The 22,037-nt window shown below is 66.7% G+C and carries 23 protein-coding genes; 13 read left to right on the plus strand and 10 right to left on the minus strand.

Going from position 1 to position 22,037, the window contains the following annotated elements; genetic code table 11:
* Window positions 1–8: 8 nt before the first annotated feature.
* Together purD and GM1_RS10100 are read left to right on the plus strand one after the other, a co-directional pair.
* The gene (gene purD, locus GM1_RS10095) at window positions 9–1,259 is read left to right on the plus strand and encodes a phosphoribosylamine--glycine ligase (RefSeq protein WP_008378497.1); all 1,251 of its coding nucleotides are present in this window, start codon (window positions 9–11) and stop codon (window positions 1,257–1,259) included.
* 90 nt (window positions 1,260–1,349) lie between these two features.
* Complete coding sequence (locus GM1_RS10100; protein ID WP_008378498.1) at window positions 1,350–2,003, plus strand: LppP/LprE family lipoprotein; 654 nt, start codon at window positions 1,350–1,352, stop codon at window positions 2,001–2,003.
* Between the two features lie 5 nt (window positions 2,004–2,008).
* Here GM1_RS10100 and GM1_RS10105 read toward each other — a convergent pair whose 3' ends face one another.
* From GM1_RS10105 to GM1_RS10110, 3 genes are read right to left on the minus strand one after another with little or no spacing between them, the layout of a single operon-like run.
* Window positions 2,009–2,917, minus strand: a complete 909-nt coding sequence (locus tag GM1_RS10105; protein ID WP_008378500.1) for an alpha/beta hydrolase-fold protein — start codon at window positions 2,915–2,917, stop codon at window positions 2,009–2,011.
* A gap of 1 nt (window position 2,918) precedes the next feature.
* Window positions 2,919–3,038, minus strand: a complete 120-nt coding sequence (locus tag GM1_RS23360) for a DUF8730 family Cys-rich protein (RefSeq protein WP_502907666.1) — start codon at window positions 3,036–3,038, stop codon at window positions 2,919–2,921.
* Between the two features lie 16 nt (window positions 3,039–3,054).
* Complete coding sequence (locus tag GM1_RS10110) at window positions 3,055–4,758, minus strand: helix-turn-helix transcriptional regulator (RefSeq protein ID WP_157435931.1); 1,704 nt, start codon at window positions 4,756–4,758, stop codon at window positions 3,055–3,057.
* Between GM1_RS10110 and GM1_RS22285 the strand changes: the two genes are divergently transcribed.
* The 5 genes from GM1_RS22285 to GM1_RS10135 all read left to right on the plus strand — a co-directional run bounded on the left by GM1_RS22285 (window position 4,757) and on the right by GM1_RS10135 (window position 10,198).
* The gene (locus tag GM1_RS22285; protein WP_157435933.1) at window positions 4,757–5,155 is read left to right on the plus strand and encodes a hypothetical protein; all 399 of its coding nucleotides are present in this window, start codon (window positions 4,757–4,759) and stop codon (window positions 5,153–5,155) included. The genes GM1_RS10110 and GM1_RS22285 overlap by 2 nt on opposite strands.
* A 294-nt stretch (window positions 5,156–5,449) precedes the next feature.
* On the plus strand, window positions 5,450–5,665 hold the full coding sequence (locus GM1_RS10120; RefSeq protein ID WP_008378507.1) for a hypothetical protein: 216 nt from the start codon (window positions 5,450–5,452) through the stop codon (window positions 5,663–5,665).
* A gap of 42 nt (window positions 5,666–5,707) precedes the next feature.
* Window positions 5,708–7,135, plus strand: coding sequence for an adenylosuccinate lyase (purB, locus tag GM1_RS10125; protein ID WP_008378508.1), 1,428 nt, complete (start codon window positions 5,708–5,710; stop codon window positions 7,133–7,135).
* Between the two features lie 44 nt (window positions 7,136–7,179).
* Complete coding sequence (locus GM1_RS10130) at window positions 7,180–8,076, plus strand: phosphoribosylaminoimidazolesuccinocarboxamide synthase (RefSeq protein ID WP_008378514.1); 897 nt, start codon at window positions 7,180–7,182, stop codon at window positions 8,074–8,076.
* Entirely contained in the window at window positions 8,069–10,198 is a 2,130-nt protein-coding gene (locus GM1_RS10135; protein ID WP_008378515.1) for a S9 family peptidase, read from the plus strand. The genes GM1_RS10130 and GM1_RS10135 overlap by 8 nt, the downstream gene beginning before the upstream one ends.
* Window positions 10,199–10,259: 61 nt before the next feature.
* Here GM1_RS10135 and GM1_RS10140 read toward each other — a convergent pair whose 3' ends face one another.
* From GM1_RS10140 to GM1_RS10155, 4 genes are all read right to left on the minus strand, one after another.
* Window positions 10,260–12,773 (minus strand): polynucleotide kinase-phosphatase, encoded by a 2,514-nt coding sequence (locus GM1_RS10140; protein ID WP_008378516.1) that lies wholly within the window; start codon window positions 12,771–12,773, stop codon window positions 10,260–10,262.
* A complete protein-coding gene (locus tag GM1_RS10145) occupies window positions 12,766–14,142 on the minus strand; it encodes a 3' terminal RNA ribose 2'-O-methyltransferase Hen1 (protein ID WP_008378517.1) in 1,377 nt (458 codons plus the stop codon). Before GM1_RS10145 ends, GM1_RS10140 begins: the two co-directional genes overlap by 8 nt.
* A 153-nt stretch (window positions 14,143–14,295) precedes the next feature.
* Window positions 14,296–15,855: a DHA2 family efflux MFS transporter permease subunit gene (locus tag GM1_RS10150; protein ID WP_008378518.1), complete on the minus strand. Its 1,560-nt coding sequence runs from the start codon at window positions 15,853–15,855 to the stop codon at window positions 14,296–14,298.
* On the minus strand, window positions 15,852–16,325 hold the full coding sequence (locus tag GM1_RS10155; protein ID WP_008378522.1) for a MarR family winged helix-turn-helix transcriptional regulator: 474 nt from the start codon (window positions 16,323–16,325) through the stop codon (window positions 15,852–15,854). The genes GM1_RS10150 and GM1_RS10155 overlap by 4 nt, the downstream gene beginning before the upstream one ends.
* Window positions 16,326–16,405: 80 nt before the next feature.
* Between GM1_RS10155 and GM1_RS10160 the strand changes: the two genes are divergently transcribed.
* The 4 genes from GM1_RS10160 (at window position 16,406) to GM1_RS10175 (ending at window position 19,201) form a co-directional block, all read left to right on the plus strand.
* The gene (locus GM1_RS10160; protein ID WP_040519822.1) at window positions 16,406–16,891 is read left to right on the plus strand and encodes a glutathione peroxidase; all 486 of its coding nucleotides are present in this window, start codon (window positions 16,406–16,408) and stop codon (window positions 16,889–16,891) included.
* Between the two features lie 83 nt (window positions 16,892–16,974).
* Window positions 16,975–17,214, plus strand: a complete 240-nt coding sequence (gene purS, locus GM1_RS10165; protein ID WP_008378528.1) for a phosphoribosylformylglycinamidine synthase subunit PurS — start codon at window positions 16,975–16,977, stop codon at window positions 17,212–17,214.
* Window positions 17,215–17,216: 2 nt separating this feature from the next.
* Window positions 17,217–17,897, plus strand: coding sequence for a phosphoribosylformylglycinamidine synthase subunit PurQ (purQ, locus tag GM1_RS10170; protein ID WP_008378530.1), 681 nt, complete (start codon window positions 17,217–17,219; stop codon window positions 17,895–17,897).
* Complete coding sequence (locus GM1_RS10175; protein WP_008378532.1) at window positions 17,897–19,201, plus strand: M18 family aminopeptidase; 1,305 nt, start codon at window positions 17,897–17,899, stop codon at window positions 19,199–19,201. Before purQ ends, GM1_RS10175 begins: the two co-directional genes overlap by 1 nt.
* Window positions 19,202–19,254: 53 nt before the next feature.
* Here GM1_RS10175 and GM1_RS10180 read toward each other — a convergent pair whose 3' ends face one another.
* Together GM1_RS10180 and GM1_RS10185 are read right to left on the minus strand one after the other, a co-directional pair.
* A complete protein-coding gene (locus tag GM1_RS10180) occupies window positions 19,255–19,452 on the minus strand; it encodes a CsbD family protein (RefSeq protein WP_008378533.1) in 198 nt (65 codons plus the stop codon).
* 3 nt (window positions 19,453–19,455) lie between these two features.
* Entirely contained in the window at window positions 19,456–19,788 is a 333-nt protein-coding gene (locus GM1_RS10185) for a hypothetical protein (protein ID WP_008378535.1), read from the minus strand.
* A gap of 201 nt (window positions 19,789–19,989) precedes the next feature.
* Between GM1_RS10185 and GM1_RS10190 the strand changes: the two genes are divergently transcribed.
* Entirely contained in the window at window positions 19,990–20,646 is a 657-nt protein-coding gene (locus GM1_RS10190) for a helix-turn-helix transcriptional regulator (RefSeq protein ID WP_040519823.1), read from the plus strand.
* Between the two features lies 1 nt (window position 20,647).
* Here the strand turns inward: GM1_RS10190 and GM1_RS10195 are convergent, their stop codons facing one another.
* Window positions 20,648–21,049: a winged helix-turn-helix transcriptional regulator gene (locus tag GM1_RS10195; protein WP_008378537.1), complete on the minus strand. Its 402-nt coding sequence runs from the start codon at window positions 21,047–21,049 to the stop codon at window positions 20,648–20,650.
* Between the two features lie 127 nt (window positions 21,050–21,176).
* On the opposite strand from GM1_RS10195, the gene GM1_RS10200 reads away from it, so the two are divergent.
* Window positions 21,177–22,034, plus strand: coding sequence for an NAD(P)H-binding protein (locus GM1_RS10200; RefSeq protein ID WP_008378538.1), 858 nt, complete (start codon window positions 21,177–21,179; stop codon window positions 22,032–22,034).
* The last annotated feature ends 3 nt before the right edge of the window (window positions 22,035–22,037 follow it).

Genomic DNA, 22,037 nt, shown 5'->3' on the forward strand with positions numbered 1-22,037 from the left:
TGATACGCGTGCGCGCACTGGTGATCGGCTCGGGCGGCCGCGAACACGCCCTCCTCCTCGGACTCGACCGCGACCCGTCGGTGACGGAACTTCACGCTGCTCCCGGCAACGCCGGAACCGCGTCCGTCGCGACCAACCATGCGGTCGACGCGAACTCCGGCGACGCCGTCGTCGCCCTGGCGCGCGAGATCGGAGCGGACCTCGTGGTGATCGGCCCCGAAGTGCCGCTGGTCCACGGTGTCGCCGACGCGCTGCGCGCCGCGGGATTCCCGACGTTCGGACCGAGCGCCGAAGCCGCTCAGATCGAAGGGTCGAAGGCGTACGCCAAGGACGTCATGGCCGCAGCCGGCGTCGCGACCGCACGCGCGGAGAGCGTCACCGCGGTCGACGACGTCGACGCCGCCCTCGACCGCTTCGGTCCCACCTGGGTGGTCAAGGACGACGGTCTCGCCGCAGGCAAGGGTGTCGTCGTGACAGCCGACCGCGGCGCAGCGCGTGCGCACGCCGTCGACGTGATCGAGAACGGTCACCCAGTGCTGCTCGAGAGCTTCCTCGACGGTCCCGAGGTATCGCTGTTCTGCCTGGTCGACGGCGACACCGTTGTTCCGCTCCTGCCCGCGCAGGACCACAAGCGGGTCGGCGACAACGACGAAGGCCCCAACACCGGGGGCATGGGTGCGTACACCCCGCTTCCGTGGCTGCCTGACGGCATGGTCGACACCATCGTCGACGACGTGGTCCGCCCTGTCGCCGCGGAGATGGTCAAGCGCGGAAACCCCTTCTCCGGCCTTCTCTACGCGGGACTGGCCATCGGCGCGGAGGGCCCGTCGGTCGTCGAGTTCAACTGCCGCTTCGGTGATCCGGAGACCCAAGCCGTCCTCGATCTCCTCGAGACTCCGCTCGGCGAGGTGCTCGGCGCCGTCGCCAACGGAACCCTGGCGGACCTTCCTCCGCTGGAGTGGCACGACGGAAGCGCCGTCGTGGTGGTGCTCGCCGCGGACAACTACCCGGGCACTCCGCGGACCGGAGACCCGATCTCCGGCTCCCACACCGAGGGCGTCCTCCACGCGGGGACCAAGCTGGTCGACGGCACGATTGTCTCGTCGGGCGGCCGTGTGCTGTCCGTCGTCGGTCGCGGTGCGGATCTCGCCGAAGCACGCGCGCAGGCGTACGAACGCCTCGCCCGCGTCGAGTTGGACGGCGCGCACTTCCGCACCGACATCGGCAAGGCTGCCGAAGAGGGCCGCATCTCGCTGTAGTGTCCTCTGTTTGAACGACGCCGGTGATACGGCTGCGCGGCATCGCCCGATGATCGAGACAAGACCGTCCGATCACCAGGGGGAGGCGTCATGAACCGACGAGCGCTGTACGTATCGATCACCGCCGCGGCGATGGCATGCAGTCTGGCCGCGTGCAACACTGCACAGCCGCACACCGCAACGCCGTCGTCTGAGGTGAACGAGCCCACCGCCACCATCTCGACGACTGCCACGGGGGTCGACACTGCGCCGCAGATCGCCTCCGGCGAACCGACGCCGAATCCCACCGCGGTCACCACGACGACACAACCAGCCGCGCCGTACGGCAGCGGGCACGGGCTCTGCTTCGACCTGAACTCACGCCTGGCCAAAGACTCGATGGAATCGCTCGGAGTCGACTCGAACGGTGGGCAGTGGCAGGTCGACGGCGCCAGCAACCATCCCCTCTCCGGCGGATGCGGCCTCGACTGGCTCAAGGTGGACGGTTCCGGATTCGGCGACGCGACCTACACCTCACGCGTGCTGCTCTTCCAGGGCGGTGCGTTCGTCGGCACCGTGGAACCGCACGAATACTCGTACACGTCCATTGCAGGCGACACGCTGGAGTCGGTGACGGTGAAGTACCGCTGGCTGCGGTCGGACGATCCGTTCTGCTGCCCGCAGGGCGGGCCGACGACGGTCACTGCATCCGTGTCGAACGGCTCGATCGTGCGTGACGGCCAGTTCCCGCCGCCGGTGAAGTAGCCCGTTCAGTCCGTTCGGTGGGCGAGTTCGCGACCGAGGAACTCGAGCTGGTCGTCCATCACCGACCGCCAGAAGCGATTGGTGTGGCCGCCGGGTGTGGTCGCGAACGCTGCAGGCGGATGCAGGTCGGCCGCCCACTGTCGCGTGTAGGTGTAGAACTGGTCGGACGATCCGATGCTGATCATCAGCGGGATCTTCTTGAACACGTGCTGCTGCCCGAACAACGAGTTCGCCTGGTAGTCGGCGAACGAATCGAAGGCCCTCGGCGGGAACATCAGCGGGTCGGCCCACATCGCCGGTGAGCTGACCGCGATCGACGCGACACGCTGTGGACCGAGGATCGACGCGATGCGCAGCGCACCGTAGCCGCCCATCGACCATCCGTAGAGGCCGATGCGATCGATGCGAAGGTTGAGTTCGGGGTTCTCGTCGAGCATCGGCATGAACTCGTCGATGATCATCGCTGCGCCGTCCGACCCGTCGGTGCGCAGATGGAAGTAGTTGCGTCCGACATCGGCTGCGGCGAGCGCGAACGGCGGATTCCCCGCGTCGACGTACTTCTGGAGTGCGCCCTGCATGTTCATCGACGGACGGAACAGCGACTTCTCGTTGGTGTTGAGGGCGTGCGCGACGATCACCACGGGGAGTTCGCCGGTGACGCCTCGAGGGCGCGCAACCGCCCACCGGGTGTTCCGGCCTGCCATCTTCGCCGATGCGAACTCGCCGGTCACCACGGGCGGGTCGGTCGGGATGTCGGCGGGCGAGGTCTCGACTGGCAGTTCGTCGTCGGGTCCGACGTGGACTGCTTCGTCGGCCTCGATCGGATCGTGTGACGTGCACGCGGCGACGCCGAGAGCGGCCGCGCCGACGGCCGCCGTCAGCAGGCCGCGTCGTGTCAGTTCAGTGGAGCGCACTTCAGCGTGGGCACGTGCAGCGCTGCTCAGGCGCGACCTGACTCATGACCTCGTCGACGTGCGAACCGCATCCGTCCCAGGTGATCTTGCCGCAACGGTTACAGGTGACCGGAAAACACATGTGGCCAGTCTACTCGTCAGAGTTCGTTCGGAAGATCGCGCCGAGAGTTGATGCCGAGCTTCCGGCACGCGTTGGCCGTGTGATTCTCGACTGTGCGACGCGACAGGTTCAGACGGTCGGCGATCTCTCTGCTTGTCAACCTGCGTGCCACAAGACGTCCGATTTCGAGTTCGCGTGCTGTCAACGAATCGACGGCTCTAGGCCGGACATGTCTGACCAGCCCGCCGACCACCGTTTCCGCGAATACGCCGTGAGAACTCGCGATCGCACGGGCGTCAGCGACTAGTCGAAGATACTCAGCAGTGGACGTGGCCGCGGCGGTCGCCGCTTCGGCGAGGACTGCGAGATGGTCGCCGATCACGGCTGCGCGTGGCAGTCCGGCTGCTTCGTCGAGTGCGGTGCGGGCGTCCGTGAAGCGGCCCGCGGACGCCAAGGCCAGTGCCAACCATTGGAGCGCGACCCGTTGGTCACTGAGGTGACCGCTGCGTTGCAGCAGGTCGGCCGCTCGCCGCGCCGAAGGAATCGCCTGGGCCGCGTCCGAGGAGTACCACGCGATCTCCGAGCGATACATGTGCAGAAGTGCTCGCATCCGAAGATCCGACGGCGACGTCTGCTCGGCTGATGAGTCGAGGTGTGCGTGGGCCGACGCCCAGTCCCGACGCAGGATTGCTCCGCGCGCCCGCATCGCAGCGAACAGCGCGGGCACGATCTCTCCGGACCCACAGTCCACACGGTCGAGCACCGCGTCAAGATCAGGGGATTCAGTCAGCGATGCGGCGAGAAACCACGCCGCCCAAGCGGACTGCCTGGTGAAATGGCCGGATCCGTTCTCCGCGATTCGGAGCGGTTCGGCAGTGTTCGGCGTCCCGGTGTACGTGCCGAGTAGGCAACGGGCAACGACCACCAACTCGTGCTCCGGAGCCGAGGCCAGTTCGCGGACGGCGCGGTCGGCGTCGCCGTCCTTCATGAACGCCAAAGTCGCCAGAAACGCCTCTGCTGGGAGGTCTCGAATCACGCCGGACTCGGAGAGGGAAGCGACGATCCGGCGCACCTTTGGTGCGATCGCCGCAGAGCGTGCGGACCCCATGAGAAGGGGCGGAAGCCAACCGATGGCTGTAGAAGGACCCGGATCTGAGGAGAACGCGAGTGCCGCATGCACTTCGGCTCCGTCGGGATCCCCCTGAGCGAGGAGTTCTGCCGCTGCCGCGCTGTGATCGGCCGCCGTCGTGGCGGCTCCGGCGGCGAGTGCCCAACGTGCACGTCTGGCTGACGTGTCGGCCACGGCCACGAGGTCGACGAGAACACGTCGACGAGCGATCTCGTCCGACAGGACGGACGCAGCGACCGCTTCCGAGGTCGGACGCACGCCGACGACATCGACGTCGACGAGATCCGCGACCACGAGATGGTCAACGGTCGATGTCGCACCGAGACGGTCGATCTCGCTCCAGGTGAGCGCTCCCGTCGCACAGATCGCAACCAGGACGTCACGCGACGCCTCATCCGGCAGTCGCCGTTCGACGACGTCGATGAGCCGATCGGTTGTCGCGACGATGAGCCCGGGGTTGCCTTCTCCCGCTGCAGAACGGAGACCGACCGCTTCGGCGAGGGCGTCAGCGTCCGAGTCTGCGAGCGCACCGAGCGCCACGCGAGTCCACGAACCGTCGATCAGCGCATCGTGGACGCTGCCCGGGATCTTCACACCGTCGGGGACAGTCATGACAAAACGAGTGGGCGACACGTCGGCGACGGCGCGCAGACGGTCGAGTGCAGCGGACGGAAAGAGGTGGACGTCGTCGACCAGGACGACGCGAAAGGGGGGCGACCGGAGCCGACACGAGGGCATCGACGATCTCCGCGACATCGTGATTGGCCGATCGCAACGAGTGGCCGAAAATGCCTGCGGCTGCTGCTTCAGCGATGAGGCGACTGCGTCCGATCCCGGCCGGACCGGTGACGAGAACACCGTCGTGAGTGCGGAGAAGGCGCCGAATCAGATGCAGATCCGGGTCACGACCGATGAATGGAGCAGGTACATGGCCGGGGCCAGGCAGCCCCACGAGCCGGTACCGGTCGTCGTCACGGTGGAGGCATGCGGGCGGGAGGACGGCGCGTAGTCGAGACAACGTCGTCTCCAACGCCCGGCGCGGGTGTGCAGGCATCTCATGCGGCCACGTCGCACCTAGCAGTGCGTCGGTGGTCAGTCCGTCAGGGGCACGGAGGAGGGCTGTCAGTGCTCTGCGGACTGTGGGGCGCAGATGGATGCGGTTGTGTTCAGAGTCGATCAGATCGAGCCGAGGTCTCGTGACGTACCCTGCCGCCACCTGTTGGCCTGGGACTTTCCGCTCGTTGGCCATGTCTGAGTATTTCATACTCAGGTGATCTCCTCGCCGAGGCGAGAGGCTCTCGCCATGATCGCAATTCGTCTTCTCATGCTGCTTGCGTCCGCCGCCACGCTGACCTGTTTGACCGCCACCGGACTGGCACTCGCGTCGTCGCCCAACGTCTCCACGCTCGCAGCCTCCCTCGTTGCTGTGGTGTCGGGAATTGTCGCGGTCCTCGCGGTGGTCGGTGTCCGAGTGCGCAACCGGCGAGATGGGACTGCGTTCACCCTGTTCACCATTTGACGAGTTTTCGTCGTCGGCCACGGCCGCCGTAGACTGTCCGACGTGGGTAAACCGGCTATCAGCAACGTCCTCGCCAACCGCTACGCGTCCGCCGATCTCGCCGGCATCTGGTCGCCGCAGCACAAGATCGTCCTGGAGCGTCAGCTCTGGATCGCCGTGATGAAGGCGCAGCGCGACCTGGGGATCGACGTCCCGGCCGATGCGATCGCCGATTACGAGCGAGTGGTCGACCAGATCGACCTCGACTCGATCGCCGACCGCGAGCGGGTCACTCGACACGACGTCAAGGCGCGTATCGAGGAGTTCAACGCCCTCGCAGGCCACGAGCACATTCACAAGGGCATGACGAGCCGCGACCTCACGGAGAACGTCGAGCAGCTTCAGGTGCTGCTGTCGCTGCAGCACGTCCGCGCAGGCGGCGTCGCGGTTCTCGCACGCATCACCGAGCGCGCCGCCCAGTACGCGAGCGTCGTCATGGCGGGCCGCAGCCACAACGTCGCGGCGCAGTCGACCACGCTCGGCAAGCGATTCGCGTCGGCCGCCGACGAGCTGATGATCGCGCTGACCCGCATCGACGAGTTGATCAACCGATACCCGCTGCGCGGCATCAAGGGCCCGATGGGCACCAGCCAGGACATGCTCGACCTGCTCGACGGCGACGCCGCCAAGCTCGACGAGCTCGAAGGCAAGGTCGCCGCACACCTCGGCTTCGCCAATGCACTGACCTCCGTCGGTCAGGTGTACCCGCGGTCGCTCGACTTCGACGTCGTGTCGGGCCTGGTTCAGGTCGCCGCCGGACCGTCGTCGCTCGCCACCACGATCCGGCTCATGGCGGGTCATGAGCTCGTCACCGAGGGCTTCCAGCCCGGTCAGGTCGGCAGCTCGGCGATGCCGCACAAGATGAACACGCGCAGCTGCGAGCGAGTCAACGGACTCGCCGTGATCCTCCGCGGCTACGCGTCGATGACCGGTGAACTCGCGGGCGCGCAGTGGAACGAGGGAGACGTGTTCTGCTCGGTCGTGCGCCGCGTGGCGCTGCCCGACGCGTTCTTCGCCATCGACGGCCTCATGGAGACGTTCCTGACGGTGCTCGCCGAGTTCGGCGCCTACCCGGCCGTGATCGCCAACGAACTGGACCGATACCTGCCGTTCCTCGCCACGACCAAGGTGTTGATGGCGTCGGTTCGCGCGGGTGTCGGACGCGAGACGGCCCACGAGGCGATCAAGGAGCACGCGGTGGCCGTCGCCCTCGCGATGCGCGAGGAGGGCCGCGAGCCCGACCTCCTGGATCGCCTCGCCGCCGACGACCGCATCCCGCTCGATCGCGCACAGCTCGACGAACTGATCGCGGACAAGTCCGCATTCACCGGTGCCGCCGACGCCCAGGTCGCGGGTGTCGTTGCCGCCGCGCAGACGTGGTTCGACGCCTACCCGGACGCTGTCGCCTACGCGCCGGCCCCGATCCTGTAGTTCCCCGACCCATCCGCCCTGACTCGAAGGTCTCAGCAACTCACATGCGTCCCGCACTCTCCGACTACCGTCACGTCGCGTCCGGCAAGGTCCGCGACATCTACGAGATCGACGAGCAGACGCTGCTGTTGGTCACCTCCGACCGGATCTCGGCCTACGACTACATCCTGTCGACGCCGATCCCGGACAAGGGGCGGATCCTGACGGCCGCCAGCTTCTTCTGGTTCGACGCACTGGCCGTCCCGAACCATCTGGCGGGCGGGCCGACCGACGAGCGGATCCCGGCCGAGTTGGTCGGACGGTCCATGGTCGTGAAGAAGCTGCCGATGGTGCCGGTCGAGTGCGTCGCCCGCGGATACCTCACTGGATCCGGCCTCGTCGACTACACCGCGACCGGATCCGTGTGCGGGGTGGAACTGCCCGCCGGTCTGGGCGAGGCCGACAAGCTCCCCGAGCCGATCTTCACCCCCGCCACCAAAGCGGACCTCGGTGACCACGACGAGAACGTGTCGATCGACCAGGTCGCGGAGACCGTTGGGCGCGAACTCGCCGAACTGCTTCGCGACACCACCCTCGACATCTACCGCCGAGGCTCCGAACTGGCCGCCGCACGCGGAATCATCTTGGCCGACACCAAGTTCGAGTTCGGGCGGGCTGAGGACGGATCGCTGGTGCTCGCCGACGAAGTGCTCACCCCCGACTCGTCGCGCTACTGGGATGCCGACGGCTACGCGCCGGGACGCGTCCAGCCGAGCTTCGACAAGCAGATCGTGCGGAACTGGCTCACCGGTCCCGACTCCGGTTGGGACAAGGCATCGGGCGATGAGCCTCCGGCACTGCCCTCCGACATCGTCGAGCGCACCCGTGCCCGCTACATCGAGGCCTACGAACGCATCTCGTCGCTCTCCTTCGCCGACTGGCCGGACCGCCTGGATGTCTGAGGTCACCCCACCCGTCGCCAAACGAGTTCCGAGCGAACGAGTTCACCACGGTGACGTCTTCGTCGACCATTACGCATGGCTGGGCGACAAGTCCGACCCCGAGGTGATCTCGTACCTCGACGGCCAGAACGCGTTCGTCGACGCCCAGACCGCCGACCTGGCGGAGCTTCGCGAGTCGATCTTCGGCGAGATCAAGGCCCGCACCAAGGAAACAGACATGGGTCTGGCCACTCGGAGCGAGGGCTACTGGTATTTCGCCCGGACCACCGAGGGTCACGCCTACCCGCGGTTCTGCCGATGCCCGATCTCCGGCGACGACGACTGGACGCCGCCCGAGGTGTCGGCAGACAAGACGCTCCCCGGTGAGCAGGTGTACTTCGACATGGACGCAGAGGCCCAGGGGCACGAGTTCTTCAGTGCGGGCGCGGTCTCGGTGAGCCACGACGGTCGTCGTCTCGCGTACAGCGTCGACCTCGAAGGCGACGAGCGCTACACGCTGCGAGTCCGCGACCTGGACACCGGGGAGGACCTGCCCGGTGCCGTCGCCGGAACCGCGGGCAGTGCGACATGGTCGAAGGACGGACGCTTCGTCTTTTACTTGACCGTCGACGAGTCGTGGCGTCCCGACAAGGTGTGGCGCCACGAAGTCGGGGCGGGCACTGACGACGTCCTCGTCTTCCACGAGGCGGACGAGCATTTCTGGGTCGGTGTCGGAGCCACCGCCAGTGACGCCTACTTGATGATCGGTGCGGACTCGAAGGTCACGTCGGAGGTCTACGTCCTCCCAGCGGATGACCCGACAGGTGAGTTCGTCAGCGTCGCCGGACGCACGCCGGGTGTGGAGTACAGCGTCGACCACGCCGTCATCGACGGCGACGACTACTTCGTGATCGTCCACAACGGTGATGACGGCGCCGGCGGAAGGTCAGTCGAGTACGCCGTCGACATCGCTCCCGTCGGCGACATCGAGGCTCGCCGGACTCTGGTCCCGCACGATCAGTCCCGCCGCATCGAAGACGTCGAGTGCTTCCGCGACTACCTCGTGCTGTCGTACCGCTCCGGTGCCGTCCCCCGCTTGGCCGTCGCCGACCTGCGGGCCGTGGACGGCATCCCGACTGTTGACGACTTCCACGAGATCGTCTTCGACCAGGAGCTGTCCGCACCCGCGCTCGGATCGAATCCGGAGTGGACCACACCGCGCCTGCGTCTGGTGTACTCGAGCTTCGTCGACCCTGTCGAGGCTCTCGACCTGAACGTCGCGACCGGTGAGCGGACACTTCTGCGCAGGCAGACGGTGCTCGGCGACTACGACCCGTCCGAGTACGTCGCGACCCGCGACTGGGCGATCGCCGACGACGGGACCCGGGTTCCGGTGTCCTTGGTCCGACGCCGCGACCTCGCCGACGGCCCGGCGCCGGTGCTGCTCGTCGGGTACGGCGCCTACGAGATGTCGATGGATCCGGGCTTCTCCATTCCGCGGCTGTCGCTGCTGGACCGCGGTGTCGTCCTCGCGTATGCGCACGTCCGGGGCGGTGGTGAGCTGGGCCGGAAGTGGTACGAGAACGGGAGGCTGCAACACAAGCAGAACACCTTCACCGACTACATCGCCGTCGCGCGGCACCTGATCGACTCGGGACGTACCTCGGCGGAGCGTCTCGTCGCCGACGGCGGATCGGCGGGCGGACTGCTCATGGGCGCGGTGATGAACATGGCGCCGGAGTTGTTCACCGGTGTGCTCGCCGCTGTGCCGTTCGTCGACGCCCTGACGTCGATGCTCGACCCGGAGCTTCCGTTGACGGTCACCGAGTGGGACGAGTGGGGCGATCCGTTCCACGACCCCGACGTGTACGCCTACATGAAGCAGTACTCGCCGTACGAGAACGTGGCGCCCCGCGCCTATCCCGCGGTCCTGGCGCTCGCGTCGTTCAACGACACCCGCGTGCTCTACACCGAGGCCGCGAAATGGGTCGCCGCGCTGCAGGCCGCGACCACCTCCGACCGCCCGATTCTGCTCAAGACCGAGATGTCCGCAGGCCACGGCGGTGTGACCGGGCGGTACAAGCAGTGGGCGGAGATCGCCTTCGAGCACTCCTGGATCCTGCGGGCCTCCGGCGCAGTCTGACCTCTCAAACAACGTCGGCACTCTCCGCCGCGCATAGCGCGGCGGAGAGTGCCGACGTTCGTCACAGCCGTGGATCGACCGGCTCAGACTCCAAGGCGAGGACACCGAACACGTTCTGATGGACCTCCCACAGGGGACGTCCGTCGACGAACGCGCTCAACGCGTCCAACCCGAGTCCGTGCTCGCGGGTCGCCAGTGAACGCTTCCGGCCGAGCCCACGCGATCGCAGCACGTCGAGCGAATCGGTGTAGTCCGGGCCGTAGATGATCCGCAGGTACTCCCGACCACGGACCTTCAGTCCCGGCTGCACCCTCGGCGACACGAGATCGGCGGGTTTGACCACCATGCCCTCGCCTCCGGCGCTCGTCAGCTCCGTCCACCACCGCACGGCCTCCTCACGGTCGGATTGCGACGTGAGGTCGACGGTCCGGTGGCGCGTCGGCACGATCAACGGATGATCGAGGCGTCCCAGCTCGGCCATGTGCCACTCGTGTGACTGAGTCTCGGCGAGCAGGCGGCCGTCGGCGGCGAGGATCTGGAAGGGCGCGACGCGGATCGTCTGCTCGCCGGACTCGCAGTATGCGGCGTAGGCGTCACGAAACGCCCGCGCGTTGTCGAGGCGCGTCGAGACCCGTTCGGTCGGTTCCGCGACGTCGAGACCTCGAGCGGCCGCTCGACCGAGCAGATCACCGACAGCGGGCAGTGCGTTGGTCGCCGCAGCTCCCACCGACGCGTACTGCGAGGTGATCAACCCGAGAGCCTTCGCCGACCACGGAAGCACCTCGCAGTCGAGGACCAACCAGTCGGACTCCAGCGAACTGAACAGCGGCGCGACAGCATCACGCAACTCGTCGACCAGCGCCGAGGTGTCATCGAAGAACGAACGACCCGTCCGCGTGTACACGGCGCCGGAGCTGCCGTCGGTGACCCCGAAACGTCGGGCCGCCACCGCGGGATCTCGAGCTATCACTGCGATGGCGCGCGAACCCATGTGCTTCTCCTCGCAGACCACGCGCTGCACACCCCACCCGAGGTAGTCGTCGAACGCCTGCTGTGGATGCTCGAGGAAGCCGTCGATCGTCGACGTGGCCGCGGGTGACATCGTCGGCGGCAGATACACCAGCCACCTGGGGTCCACAGCGAAGCGGCTCATCACCTCCAACGCCGCAGCGGCGTTCTCCTGTGGGATCTTGATCTTGCCCACGCGCGGGCTCTCGACCCAGCGGGTACCCGCGACGTCGTCGACACGAAGCACCGCGGGATCCCGAGGAGGCTCCACCGGTGCCGGCGGCCGCGACGGTGGATACCACTCGCGGTCGGCAGAGACGGACACCAGATCTCGCTCCGGGTAGCGCAGCGCGGTCAGCGAACCGCCGAACACTGCGCCGGTGTCTATGCAGATCGTGTTGTTGACCCACTCCGGAGCCGGGGTGGGCGTGTGCCCGTAGACGACGGTGGCCGAGCCGCGGTACTCGTCGGCCCACGGGTAGCGAACCGGAAGGCCGAACTCATCCGTCTCGCCAGACGTGTCGCCGTACAGTGCAAAAGCGCGTACCCGTCGGGACGACCGCCCGTGGTAGGCCTCCTTCAGTCCCGCATGAGCGACGACAAGACGGCCGCCGTCGAGAACGAAGTGGCTGATCAGTCCGTCGAGGAATTCGGCGCACATCGTGCGGAAGCCGTCGGTCTCGGCGTCGAGCTGTGTAAGAGACTCGGCGAGGCCGTGCGAGACCGTCACCTTTCGTCCGCGAAGCGCACGAGCGAGCTTGTCGTCGTGATTGCCCGCGACGCACAGTGCGGCCCCCGCGTCGATCATCGCCATGACAAGTCGAAGCACACCCGGAGTGTCGGGGCCACGGTCGACGAGGTCGCCCACGAAGACCGCCGTACGGCCTTCCGGGTGGTGAGCGCCGACAGCGATGCCGTCGGTGTGCTCGACAACCCAGCCGAGAGTCGTGAGCAGCGACACGAGTTCGGAAGCACACCCGTGGACGTCTCCGATCACGTCGAAAGGACCTGTCAGGTCCGATCGGTCGTTCCACGGGCGGTCACGCCGGATGCTCACGTTGTCGATCTCCTCGACCCCGCGCAACTGGTGGACTCTACGGAATCCCTCCTTCCGCATCTTGGACAGCGATCGCTTGAGGTCGGCCCTCTGGCGTCGGATCACATGTGCGCCGAAATCACGGTCGGACCGTGCATCGTTGCGGGCCACCGCGACAGACTCCGGAACGTCGAGGACCACCGCGTCCACCAGGACGTCGTGGTCGCGTGCGAGGCGGATCAACGACGCCCGTGACTTGGGCTGGGTGTTGGTCGCGTCGACGACGGTGAGCAGACCGCGGCGGAGCCGGATGCCGACGAGGTGATGCAGCAGATCGAATGCGTCGGCCGTCGCGGCCAGATCGTTCTCGTCGTCGGAGACCAGGCCTCGGCAGACGTCGCTCGACACGACCTCGGTGGGGAGGAAGTGCCGGGCGGCGAACGTGCTCTTGCCGGATCCTGACGTGCCGACGAGCAGCACAAGACCCGCGATCGGCACACCGATCACCGTCGGGTCGGAAACGTCAGTCACGAGTGAACACCGCCATCTGAGTAGGGGATCCAAGAGCGGGGTCGGTGTCGCCGATCCCGCGGTAGTCGACCCGGTAGCCGTTGTCGGCCGCGACGCGGTCGGCCCACGCCGAGAACTCCGCGCGCGACCACTCGAACCGGTGATCCGGATGGCGGGCGCCGACAAGATCTTCGTAGCGGGCGTTGTACTCGACATTGGGGGTGGTCACGAGGACCGCACCGGGTCGGGCGACGCCGAAGACGACATGTTCGAGAGCGCCGAGTCGGGGGACGTCGAGGTGCTCGATCACCTCCATGAGGACGGCGACGTCGTACCCGGCGAACCTCTCGTCGACGTAGGTCAGCGCGGCCTGGAAGAGGTTCAGGCGCGCGGACTGGCGCTCGGTCATGTTCTCCACGTGCAAGTGCTCGGCCGCTCGGGCGAGTTCGCGTGTGGACACATCACAGCCGGCGACGCGCGAGACGTTCGTCCGCAGAATCTTCGACAGGAGCCGCCCGGACCCGCAACCGAAGTCGATCACGGAGTCGGGCCGGAGGCGATCGATCTCCGCGAGCACCGCTTCGTGCCGCCGCATGTTGAGCGGAACCGAGCGCGGAGCCACGGGCAGATCGTCCGCGGGCTCGTCTGGGGCGCCGTCGAGCTCGGCGAGGCGCGCGCGTGCGATGCCGGTGAGTCCGCCGGTGCGGGCCAGATACCGGGAGACGATCGTGTCGCGCGCAGGGTGGGATGCGAGCCAATCGCCTCCGGCGCTCAGGAGTTTGTCGACCTCGGTCGAGTCCTGCCAGTAGTGCTTCGACGAGTCGAACGCGGGCAGCAGCACGTACAGCTGATTCACTGCATCCGCGAGCCGGACGTGACCCTTCAACTGCAGGCGGATGTACTTCGAGTCTCCCCAATCCGGAAACGCGGGATCGAGAGCGATCGGGTCGGCGTCGACCTCCCAGCCCAGCGGCGAGAAGATCCTTCGCGCGAAGTCCGGCCCTCCACGGCAGGGGAGTACAGGGACCGTGATCTCGAGCGGGATCACCGAGTCGGCGAGTGCTTGCCGCGAATCGCAGCGCCCCGTCCGGGCGGTGCGGAAGACACGGCCGAGCGCGACCGCGAGGAGCGACGTCGCGGCGTACGGTCGGTCGTTCACGTACTGCGCAAGAGTGAAATCAGGTGATCGCCGACCGCGTGAACGAGCCAACGCGATGGGATCGACGTCCAGCATCAAGGCCACCGTGCAGCGATCTTCATCGGCATCCGGGTAGAAGACAGTCGCCGAACCGAACGATTCCGAGAACCGCTGAACCCTATCCGGGTGCTTGTGCAGGAGGAACCCGAGGTCGGTGGCGGGCTGATGCGTTGTCGAGATGGTCAGGATCACCGGAGAACATTCCCCTGAATAGTGCGGATACGGACACTCATGTCTATCCCGGCTGCAACTCTCGGGCAACACCATTTCCGCCGGAACGACTTCGGCACTCCCTGCCGCGCACAGCGCGGCGGAGAGTGCCGAAGTTTTGAAAGCCCGGTGCGATCAGTGCATCGCGACGGGGACCTTCTGCTCGTTGTCCGAGCCCTCTGCCACCAGCTTGCGGCGGGGGAGGAAGAACGCCGGGATCAGCGTCAGAGCGACGAGCACCGTGGCCACGATGAACGTGTCGCCATAAGTGGACGCGATGTCCGAGATGACACTGCCGCCTGCATCGGCGACCGCTGCCGGATCCTTGACGTCGACGCCGTTCGCGACCATCGCCTCGCCGACCTTCGCCTTGTCGCCGCCGGCCTGCATGACCGCCTGCGACAGCGGCATCAGCATGGTCGTGAAGATGACGGTGATGACGCCGGTGCCGATCGACGAAGCAGTCTGCTGGATGGCGTTCATCAGCGTCGAGCCGTCGGCGATCTCCGAGCCGCGCAGGGTGGCCAGCGCGGCGGACATGATCGGCATCATCGTCATGCCCATGCCGAGACCCTGGATGAACAGGGCGGCGCACAGGAACCAGTACGACGTGTCGGTGCCGAGCGTGATGAACGCGGCGACGCCGATTCCGATCAGGAACAGGCCGCCGAGAACGAACTTGCCGGGACCGATCTTGTCGGTCATCTTGCCCGCGATCGGCATGGTCAGCATCGCGCCGAGACCCTGGGGCGCGAGCAGCAGTCCGGCCATCAGGGTGGACTCGCCGCGCACGATGATGAAGTACTGCGGGTACAGCAGCGATGCGCCGAAGAAGGCGACCGCGAACAGCGACATCGTGATGACGGAGATCCGCAGCGTCGAGTTCCGGAAGAGTCGGAGATCGAGCAGCGGGTTGGTCGTGCGGAACGCGTGCCGGATGAACAGTGCGATCAGGATCGCGCCGATGATCATCGGGATGTAGACGCGCGGTGCGTTGAACGTGCGCTCCTCGGCGCTCGACGAGACGCCGAACAGGAACAGTGCCAGACCCGGCGACAGCATGAGCAGGCCCGGGACGTCGATCTTCTTACCCGGCTCCTGGTCGTTGGCCGGCAGCGCGAACCATGCGTAGACGAGGGCGATGATGCCGATCGGGATGTTGATCAGGAACACCCAGTGCCACGACGCGATCTCGATGAGCCAGCCGCCGAGGATCGGGCCCATGATCGGGCCGAGCAGCATCGGGATGCCGAGCACGGCCATGACCGAGCCGACACGCTCCGGACCTGCGGCGCGAGTCATGATCATCATGCCGATGGGCATGAGCAGACCGCCGCCGAAGCCCTGGATCACACGGAACGCGACGAGCGAGCCGATGTTCCAGGCGAGCGCACAGAGAATCGATCCGATGAGGAACAGGACGAGCGATGCCATGTAGACGCGCTTGGTGCCGAAGCGGGACGCGGCCCAGCTGGCGGTGGGGATGACGGCGGCGAGTGCCAGCGTGTAGCCGGTCATCGACCACGCGGCGCCTGCCGACGTGGTGCCGAACTCGGTGATGAACGTGGGCTGCGCGACCGAGACGACGGTCACGTCGAGAATCGACATGATCGCGCCGAGCACGATGACGCCGGCGACGACGAAGACGTCGCGGCCGAGCTTGTCCGGCGCGGACGCCGAAGCAGGTGAGGTCATGAGGTCACTTTCTCTGGTGAGAGATGGATCAGAGCGTCGGACAGGGCGTCGTGCAGACGGGCCCGGACTTCGGTTGGCAGGCGCGTGACCATGTCTTTCAGGTCGTCGTCCTTGAGTGCGAACTGCTTGTCGAGAAGTTCGGTGCCCTTGTCGGTCAGCGAGAGGCGCTTGACCCTCCGGTCAGTGGCGTCCTCGCGGCGATCGACGAGTTCGATGCCGACCAGTCGGTCGACGCCTCGTCCGGCCGCGGCGAGCGACAGGCCCACCTCGTCGGCGAGGCAGTTCACTGAGATCGCTTCGCACTTCTGGCGTAGTACGAGCAGCATCCTGACCTGCGAGAGCGTGAGCTCCGTGGTCGCGATGGTGTCCGCGGTGCACCGTCCGTGCATCTCGGCGAGGTGCTCCAGAAACGTCCGGAGCACCGCGGAGGTGCTGCGGACGGATTCGTCGACTCGTTCGATTGAAGGCACTGAATTAAGTTACGTCCACGCAACTATTGCTGCAACACAATTAGTGGTGAGGTTGCTCACCGACCACTACGCTGAGCGACATGAGTCACTCTGTGAAAACCGTGCCCGTTGCCGCCCTGGACGGGTCGGCCCTCGACCTCTCCTCCTTCGAAGGGCCGCTCCTCGTGGTCAACGTCGCCTCCAAGTGCGGCCTCACCCCGCAGTACGCAGGCCTGGAGAAGCTGCAGGAGACGTACGGTCCACGCGGCCTGACCGTCGTCGGCATGCCGTGCAACCAGTTCATGGGCCAGGAACCCGGCACCGCCGAAGAGATCGCGACATTCTGCTCCACGACGTACGGAGTCAGTTTTCCGCTGCTCGAGAAGGCCGACGTGAACGGCGACGATCGCCATCCTCTCTACGACGTGCTCACCCAGACGGCCGACGCAGACGGAGAGGCAGGCGACATCCAGTGGAACTTCGAGAAGTTCCTCGTCGGATCCGACGGTGGCGTGATCGCGCGTTTTCGGCCCCGCACCGAACCCGACGCACCCGAGGTGATCGCCGCGATCGAAGCCGCGCTGTAGCGGCTTAACCGGTGGCACGACGCCGCCGTCACGGCAGGTAGGATACGTCCGAAGGACTTCACCACAGAAGGAGCGATGCCGCGATGGCGCGTGTAGTTGTCGATGTGATGCCCAAGGCCGAGATTCTGGATCCGCAGGGACAGGCCATCGTCGGTGCTCTGGGCCGTCTCGGATTCTCCGGAATCGCCGACGTCCGGCAGGGCAAGCGGTTCGAACTCGAAGTCGACGGCACCGTCGACGACGCTGCGCTCGAGCGCATCGCGGAAGAGCTCCTGACCAACACGGTCATCGAGAACTTCAACGTGTCGCGCGTGGCGGAGTGAGCATGACCGCCCGCATCGGAGTCATCACGTTCCCCGGAACCCTCGACGACGTCGACGCCGCACGCGCCGTGACCGCAGCAGGCGGCGAAGCCGTGTCCCTCTGGCACGGCGACGCCGACCTGAAGGGCGTCGACGCGATCGTCGTGCCCGGCGGCTTCTCGTACGGCGACTACCTGCGTGCAGGCGCCATCGCGAAGTTCGCGCCGGTCATGGGCGAGGTCGTCAAGGCCGCCGAGGGAGGCATGCCCGTACTCGGCATCTGCAACGGCTTCCAGATCATCTGCGAGGCCGGACTGCTGCCGGGCGCGCTGATCCGCAACGAGGGTCTGCACTTCATCTGTCGCGACGAGTGGCTGCGCGTCGAGTCGAACACGACCGCCTGGACTAGCCGTTACGAGGTCGGCGCCGAGATCCTGATCCCGCTCAAGTCGGGTGAAGGCCGCTACGTCGCGTCCGACGAGACGCTCGAAGAGCTCAAGGGCGAAGGTCGCATCGCGTTCACGTACGCGGGCGACAACCCGAACGGCTCCCAACTCGACATCGCAGGCATCTCGAGTGCCAACGGCCGCGTCGTCGGTCTGATGCCGCACCCGGAGCACGCGACCGAGGCTTTGACTGGCCCGTCCGACGACGGTCTCGGCCTGTTCTACTCGGCGCTGGACTCGGTGCTGTCGGCAGTCTGATGGCGGTGAACACGTCTGCGACGGCGGCGGGGCTCGGTGACTTCATCGACGCCTCGCCGTCGCCGTTTCATGTCTGTGCCACGGTCGCCGCGGAACTCGATGCCGCGGGCTACGTGCGCGTGTTCGAGGATCGCCCCTGGTCGACGACAGTCCGCGGCTATGTGATCCGCGGCGGCTCGATCATCGCGTGGGACGCGTCGGTGCTGGAAGGACTCAGTTCGTATGCGCCGCAACCATTCCGCATCGTCGGCGGCCACACGGACAGTCCGAACCTGCGGGTCAAGCAGAACCCGGACCGAACGGCCGCCGGCCTGTCGACGGTGGCGCTCGAACCGTACGGCGGCGCCTGGCTCAACTCGTGGCTCGACCGGGACCTCGGCCTCTCGGGCCGACTCGCGTACAACGACGGCGGCCGCGTGGCGCACACGTTGGTCCGCATCGACGAACCCGTGCTGCGCGTGCCGCAGCTCGCGATCCACCTGTCCGACGACCGGAAGGGCGTTCATCTCGACCCGCAGCGTCATGTCGACGGGATCCGCGGAGTCGGAGAGTCTCAACCGCTGCTCGAATACGTCGCCGACCGGGCAGGTGTCGACCCCGACGCGGTCCTCGGCTGGGAGCTGATGACCCACGACGTCACGCCGTCACGCATCATCGGATCTGCGGGTGACCTCCTCAGCGCGCCGCGCCTGGACAATCAGGGGACCTGCTACGCCGGTCTCCGGGCGTTGCTGGATGTCCCTCGACTGCGCTCGGGAGGCGAGGACGGACAGCCGCGCGGGATCGCGATGCTCGCTCTCTTCGACCACGAAGAAGTCGGGTCGGGGTCCGAACGTGGAGCGTCGTCCGACTTCCTGGTCACCGTCTGCGAACGGATCGTCGGCGGGCTCGGCGGCGACCGCGACGAGTTCCTGCGGATCATGGCGTCGAGCATCTGCGCATCGGGCGACATGGCCCACGCCACCCATCCCAACTACTCCGAGCGGCACGAGCCGAGTCACCATATCGCGGTGAACGGCGGCCCGGTGCTGAAGGTGAATCAGAACCTGCGGTACGCGTCGGACGCGATCGGCGAGGCCGAGTTCGCGCTGGCGTGCCGCGACGCCGGAGTCCCGTTGCAGCGGTACATCCATCGAGCCGACCTGCCGTGCGGTTCGACGATCGGTCCGCTGACCGCGACCCGCACCGGTCTGCTGACCGTCGACGTGGGCGCGCCGCAGCTCGCCATGCACAGTTGTCGTGAACTCATGGGCGCCGACGACGTAGCCATGTACTCCGCCGCACTGGCAGCGTTCCTGCGCTGAAAACAGACGATGGGCCCCGATCTGTGATCGAGGCCCATCGTGGCAGATGAAAGTCAGGAACCGGTGATCTTTCCGATCACCTCATTGGCCTTGTCCTTGACCTCTTCGATGCCCTTCTTGACGGCCGACGAGGCCTGATCGGCCTTTCCCTCGTTCTTCAGATCGTCGTCTCCGGTCGCGGCGCCTGCGGCCTCTTTCGCGCGGCCCTTCAGTTCCTCGGCCTTGTTCTCGAATTTGTCGTTGATGCCCATTGATCATTCCTCTTTCGTGATGGATCGATTGTCATCAGTGCGAGTGGAGTCGACTTCCGTTCCACTGCGAACGATCGCCGCGCACAGGCCGGCTGCGAGCAGCAGGGCGCACCCTCCGGCGAGGGCCCCGAGGATGCTGAACAGCCATCCCCCTTCGGCGGCGTCGACGCCGATCGTGCGGATGACAGAACCGCCGGACACTCCGCCCGTCGCCCCCACCAGCAGGTATGCTCGCCGGTCTCGGTGAGTCGACTCCTGGAGTAGTCGGCCGGCAAGCCACCCGACGGCGCCTCCCACGGCGCCCCAACCGATCGCAAGACCCAAGGCCGCCGTCATCGCAGTCCTTCTCGTGATGGTGCACGACCCGGTCGGGACTCCGCCCGACCTCCTGTGACGCGTCGACTGTTCGCACTCCTCGAGTGAGCGCACAGTGCGCCGAGATCCTCCTTCTCGGCGCTGGACCGAACATTACGGAGAATGAATGGCGCTTGTCTTCACCCCCAGGGGTGAAAGATTCGACTGAGTATTGTGTGGCACGTGAATGCGATTCGAATTGCGATCGTCGACGATTACGAAGTCGTCGTGCGTGGTCTCGCCGCGATGCTGCGCGCCTATGGCGACGATGTCGAGATCGTCGAGCTGAACGCGAACACGACAGTCGACGACAGGGTCGACATAGCGCTGTACGACTCTTTCGCCAATCCGCAGGGTGACAAGGATCAGGTTCGTGAACTGGCCGCGAACCCGGCGGTCGGACGCGTTGTGGTCTATTCATGGAACGTCGAGAGTCGTCTGGTGCGCTCCGCGCTCGCGAACGGTGCGGGTGGATACATCGCGAAAGGGTTGCCGGCCGCGAAGCTGGTCGCCGCGCTCCGCGCGGTCCACGACGGGACGGAGACGATCCACCTCGGAGGCTCCCGCACGAAGGTCGCGGCAGGCGACTGGCCGGGTCGCGAGGAGGGGCTGACCCAGCGTGAATCGGAAGTTCTCGCGTTGATCACTCAGGGGTTGAGCAATGTGGAGATCGCGGAACGGGCCGGCTTGTCGATCAATTCCGTGAAGACGTACATCCGCAGCGGGTACCGGCGCATCGGCGTCTCGACGCGCGCGCAGGCCGTCATCTGGGGCGCGGGTCACGGCTTTCTGCCCGACCGGATCCGGGTCGACGACCCGGGGACCGAACTCGCGGACTGACTCAGCCGTTGCGTCGCGCGTCGTGTGCTTCCTGGGACTCGTGAACCTCGGCGATGTGCCCTTCGACGAGGTCGATAAGGTCCGCCAGCCGCTCGGCCGCTGCGGCTCCGAGCTCCGTCAGCGAGTACTCGACGCGTGGCGGGATCGCCTGCAGCACTTCCCGATTGACGAATCCGTCGCGTTCGAGCGACTGCAGGGTCTGGGACAGCATGCGCTCACTGACCCCGTCGACGCGGCGACGCAGGGCGCTGAACCGGAGGTCGCCGTCGCGCAGCGCGACAAGGGCGAGCAGACCCCATCGGCTCGTGGCGTTCTGCAGAACGGCGCGCGACGAACAGTTGCGTGAGAACACGTCGGCCTCCAGCGTCGGGTCGACGTCGGAGGCAGTCGGGTTCTCGGTCATGCCTCACATTCTAGCCCCACGAGAGTGCTGGTGCTGACTTCTGGTGTTGCACTGTACGAAAAGTAAGTGCATGATCGTGGGGTAGCGATCAGTCGATCGCCGGACGAGAACTCTCAAAGGGGAAACCATGACGACGTACGCAGTGACCGGAGCAACTGGTGGACTCGGTGGGGCGGCAGTGGCCGCGCTCATCCGACGAGGCGTGGCGGCCTCCGACATCGTCGCGATCGTGCGGGACACCACGAAAGCGGGAACGCTCGCCGAGTCGGGTGTCGTGGTCCGCACCGGAGACTACGAGAAGCCGGAGACCCTCGCGGGTGCACTCGCAGGCGTCGACAAGCTGTTGTTCGTGTCCGGATCAGAGGTGGGGCGTCGTACCGCACAGCACACCAACGTGATCGAGGCCGCGAAGAACGCCGGTGTCGGTCTGGTCGCCTACACGAGCCTGCTGGGCGCGCCGACCTCGCCGCTGATGCTGGCGGCCGAGCATCGGGAGACCGAGAAACTGCTAGCCGACAGCGGCCTCGACGTGATCCTGCTCCGCAACGGCTGGTACTCCGAGAATTACGCTGCCTCGGCGCAGGCCGCGATCGACGGCGGCGTCTTCTACGGATCGGCCGGGGCAGCGACGGTCGCGCCTGCGGCACGCGCCGACTACGCCGACGCCGCTGCGGCGGCACTCATCGGCTCGGCGGCCGGGTCGGTCTATGAACTCGCAGGGGCTGAGCACCTGACCTACGCGGACATCGCCGCCACCTTCGCCGCGGTGTCGGGCACGGATGTCGTGTACCAGGACCTTCCGGTCGCCGACTACTCCGCCGCCCTCATTCAGGCGGGCCTGCCGGAGGGTGCGGCGCACGTGTTCTCCGACTCCGACGGCGGAGCCGCACAGGGTGCGCTCGACTCGGAGTCCACGGACCTCGCGGACCTTCGCGGTGCTGCCGGAACCACGTTCGCCGAGGTCATCGGGGCAGCGCTGCGCTGATTC

This window comes from Gordonia malaquae NBRC 108250 (assembly GCF_000344135.1).
GTDB classification, from domain to species: domain Bacteria; phylum Actinomycetota; class Actinomycetes; order Mycobacteriales; family Mycobacteriaceae; genus Gordonia; species Gordonia malaquae.